Raw genomic sequence first — 3,706 nt, 5'->3', positions numbered from 1 at the left:
ATCTTGAGGAGTTTATCCAAGATAAGACCGTGCTGAAACTAATTTGGAAGTTTCTTAAGAGTGGAATACTTGAAGATGGTCTCACGAAGCCAACAGAATTCGGTGCTCCTCAAGGTGGGTTATGCAAAGCTTCGCATAACCCACCTTATGCAAAGAAAGTTATTATGCAAAGTATGTGATAGAAACCTTGAGAATTCAACAATTATAATAGATTTACTTTGCATAATACCCGAAGATGATAATAGGAGCTTAAAGCTCAGATATCATTTTTGGAGGGATACCTTATGCAAGAAAAAACACTGGTTGCGCTCATCGATGATTTGGAACAGGAAATGCTACGCCTCGGTTATACCAAGGGTACCATGAACTTCTATCGCAGGAGATGGAAGATGTTGCTTCAATTTGCACAGGAACGAGGTGAAATTTACTATTCTGAACGATTAGGAATTGATTTTGTTGAAAAGCACTTTCAAGTCTTCGAAAAAGATTTCAATCGAACTTTATCACAGTCGGAGACACAAGAACTCCGAGTCATCCGGATGATTGGAAACTTTCAGCTGCACCGTACTATTTTACGCAGGTATTATAAACATAAGAAAATCCTTACGGATCCATATTTTATAGAAATCAGTAGTCGTTTTAAGCAACACTGTGTAGACAAAGAATATTCCGATGTAACAGTAGATCATTATGTCAAACAGTCAGCCAGGTTCATGGATTATCTTTCTTCTCAGAAGGTTACGGATTGTAAAGGTATTAATCTATCGGTAATCAATGACTACATTAAAACCTTGGCTGGCTATACCTATAAAACGGTGGAACAAAATATTTGCTCTTTACGAGCCTTTTTTCGTTTTCTCTTAGGAATTGGAGAAGTACAGACTGATTTTGCCGCAAAAACACCTATGGTACAAGCGAGAAAACAGACCCGTATCCCCTCTGTATGGACAGTAGATGAATTAAAAAAGTTAATCGCAGCTATTGATAAAGGTAGTCCAAAAGGTAAACGGGATTATGCAATTATCTTACTGGCATGTCGTTTGGGAATGCGTTGCACAGACATTAAAAATTTGAAAATGGAGCACTTTCATTGGGAGGAAAAGAAACTTGTCTTTACTCAATCGAAAACCAGGGAGACTATATCTCTCCCACTGACGCCGGAGGTTGGTTGGGCAGTTATTGATTATCTTAAATATGGTCGACCACGAATAGAAAGTCCCTATCTATTTGTAAGACATATTGCACCATTCGGTCCCTTTTCGAAAGATGACCATTTAAACCAATTAATAAAAAGATATATGGAACTGGCGCATCTCCCTACACTGAAAAAGAGAAGAGGAATGCATTCTCTTCGACACACTATGGCCAGTATGTTACTTGAAAAAGAAACACCCTTATCCACTATTTCAGATATTCTCGGTCATGTTGATACTGATTCAACAGCCGTTTATCTGAAAGTCGATGTGAAAAAGCTTAAGGAATGTTCTCTTGATTTCGAAGAGGTAACCAGCCATGAGTAAACTAAATTATGAAGGACCTTTTAAAAATCACATCCAAAATCATGTTGAATTGAAACAAGCTGTCGGATACAAATACAATTCAGAAATAGGCCATTTCAAACGTTTTGATAGATTTACCTTGGAAAAATATCCTCACGCCACCAACCTTACGAAGGAAATTGTATTGGAATGGTGTAGTAAAAGAACGTATGAAGCACAGGCAAACCAATGTTCACGAGCATCAATCATTCGACAGTTTGGAAAATATCTAGGTTCTATTGGCGAGAAAGCCTATGTCCTCCCGAAGGGATACTACCCCACGGAAGAACAGTACGTGCCATATATTTATACGAATGATGAGTTAATAAGCTTTTTTGCTGAAACCGACAAATGTCGATATTGTAATCAATGTCCATACCGACATTTGATTATGCCTATTCTCTTTCGCATGATTTATATGTGTGGACTAAGGGTATCTGAGGCAAGACTTCTTAAAGTTGCCGATGTCGACCTTGAAAATGGCATTCTTACAATCCATCATTCCAAAGAGGATAACAGTAGGTTGGTACCTATGTCTGATTCCCTTATAGATCGTTGTCGTCATTATTCAAAAAAGGTTCATCCTTTCTCAAATGAAGAAAACTTTTATTTTCTAGCACTGAATGACAAACCAATGACGATAGGGAACGTCTATAAAAATTTCCGTAAATTTCTATGGCGTGCCGGAATTTCACATGGTGGCAGAGGACGGGGACCTAGGGTACACGATTTTCGACATACCTATGCAGTGCACTGCCTGAAAAAATGGGCTGAACAGGGAAAGGATTTATCGGCATATCTTCCAATATTGAAAACGTATATGGGACATGACTCCTTTGAAGAGACGGCATACTATTTACGCCTTACGGCGGATGTCTTTCCACATATTACATTAAAACTGGAAACGCAGTATCCGGGAATAATCCCTAAATTGGCAGGTGATATCCATGAAACCAACTGATTTTGCCAAACACCTTACAGAATTTCTTTCGGTCTACCTGCCATCACAAAAAAATGTTAGTAGAAATACCATTTGTTCCTACCGTGATGCGTTTAAACTTTTAATAAAGTATTGTCAGGAAATTAAAAGCTTTCCTGCAGAACGGATAACCTTGAATGTTCTATCAAAGGAACTACTCACTGATTTTCTTGAATGGTTGGAAACGGATAGGAAATGCAGTATTTCTACTAGAAATCAGAGACTTGCGGCAATTCATTCCTTTTTTCGATATGTACAGGCCGAAGAACCTTCCGGTTTATTTCATTTTCAAAAGGTTGTAGCCATCCCCACTAAAAAAGCCGAAAAGACAGTGGTGGAACATTTGTCTCCGGAAGCTGTAAAGCTATTGTTGGAACAACCTGATAGAAATTGTCCGAAAGGACGACGTGATTTGACATTGTTGAGCGTTCTATATGATACGGGGGCCAGAGTACAGGAACTAATCGATATTAGTGTTGGTGATGTTATTTTGAAAGAGCCATCCGTTATAACATTGACAGGTAAGGGAAATAAGAAAAGACGTGTTCCTCTCATGAAAAATACAATGTCTTTATTGGAACGTTATATTTTGGAGAATAGACTGGATAAACCATGGAAAAATGAATATCCATTATTTACAAATAACCAGCGTAAGAAGCTTACCAAGGAAGGGGTAGCTTACATTATTTCAAAATATGTTGCCCTGGTCGGAAAAACATCTTCTCTTGTGCCTCCGAAAGTGAGGCCCCATATGTTTAGACACTCGAAGGCCATGCATTTATTGCAAGCAGGAGTGAATCTCATCTATATCCGTGATTTCCTAGGTCATGTAGATTTAAAAACAACTGAAATCTATGCTAGAACGGATACCGAGACAAAAAGAAAAGCCATTGAAAATGCCTACCCAGATCTGGTCGATGATAATCTTCCCGATTGGAATAAGGATGAGGCATTAATTTCTTGGCTGTCTGATCTAAAGTAAATCTGATATTATGCAAAGTAAATGGAATAAAAAGCCTTTGTATTATTGGGTTTAAGAGGTTTACTTTGCATAATGCTTTTCTTTGCATAAGGTGGGGTGCTCTCGCCAATTCTTAGTAATGTCTACTTGACTCAGTTGGACAGGGAGTTGGAGAAACGGGGACATAAGTTTGTTCGGTTTGCGGATGACTTCTGCATCTATGTCAAA

Annotated in this window: 3 protein-coding genes and 1 pseudogene; all 4 read left to right on the top strand. The window is 38.4% G+C overall.

Translation table 11 applies throughout. The features are described 5' to 3' along the window. Window positions 1-284: 284 nt before the first annotated feature. Window positions 285-1,520: a site-specific integrase gene (locus MUB24_RS22780; protein WP_244707998.1), complete on the top strand. Its 1,236-nt coding sequence runs from the start codon at window positions 285-287 to the stop codon at window positions 1,518-1,520. After that, window positions 1,513-2,499, top strand: a complete 987-nt coding sequence (locus MUB24_RS22775) for a tyrosine-type recombinase/integrase (RefSeq protein WP_244707996.1) — start codon at window positions 1,513-1,515, stop codon at window positions 2,497-2,499. Before MUB24_RS22780 ends, MUB24_RS22775 begins: the two co-directional genes overlap by 8 nt. Continuing rightward, on the top strand, window positions 2,486-3,499 hold the full coding sequence (locus MUB24_RS22770; RefSeq protein WP_244707994.1) for a site-specific integrase: 1,014 nt from the start codon (window positions 2,486-2,488) through the stop codon (window positions 3,497-3,499). Before MUB24_RS22775 ends, MUB24_RS22770 begins: the two co-directional genes overlap by 14 nt. Window positions 3,500-3,589: 90 nt before the next feature. After that, window positions 3,590-3,706, top strand: a pseudogene (locus MUB24_RS22765) (reverse transcriptase domain-containing protein); the annotation flags it as partial.

The sequence above is a fragment of the Lederbergia sp. NSJ-179 genome (assembly GCF_022867885.1).
Classification (GTDB): Bacteria; Bacillota; Bacilli; order Bacillales; family Bacillaceae_C; genus Lederbergia.
Note: the sequence above shows the minus strand (reverse complement) of the source record. Positions and strands in the feature narration are given on the sequence as shown.

Bases quoted from the DNA above. Each gene is read 5' to 3' on its own strand.
- MUB24_RS22780 (WP_244707998.1), top strand. From the start codon at position 285: ATGCAAGAAAAAACACTGGTTGCGCTCATCGATGATTTGGAACAGGAA.
- MUB24_RS22775 (WP_244707996.1), top strand. From the start codon at position 1,513: ATGAGTAAACTAAATTATGAAGGACCTTTTAAAAATCACATCCAAAAT.
- MUB24_RS22770 (WP_244707994.1), top strand. From the start codon at position 2,486: ATGAAACCAACTGATTTTGCCAAACACCTTACAGAATTTCTTTCGGTC.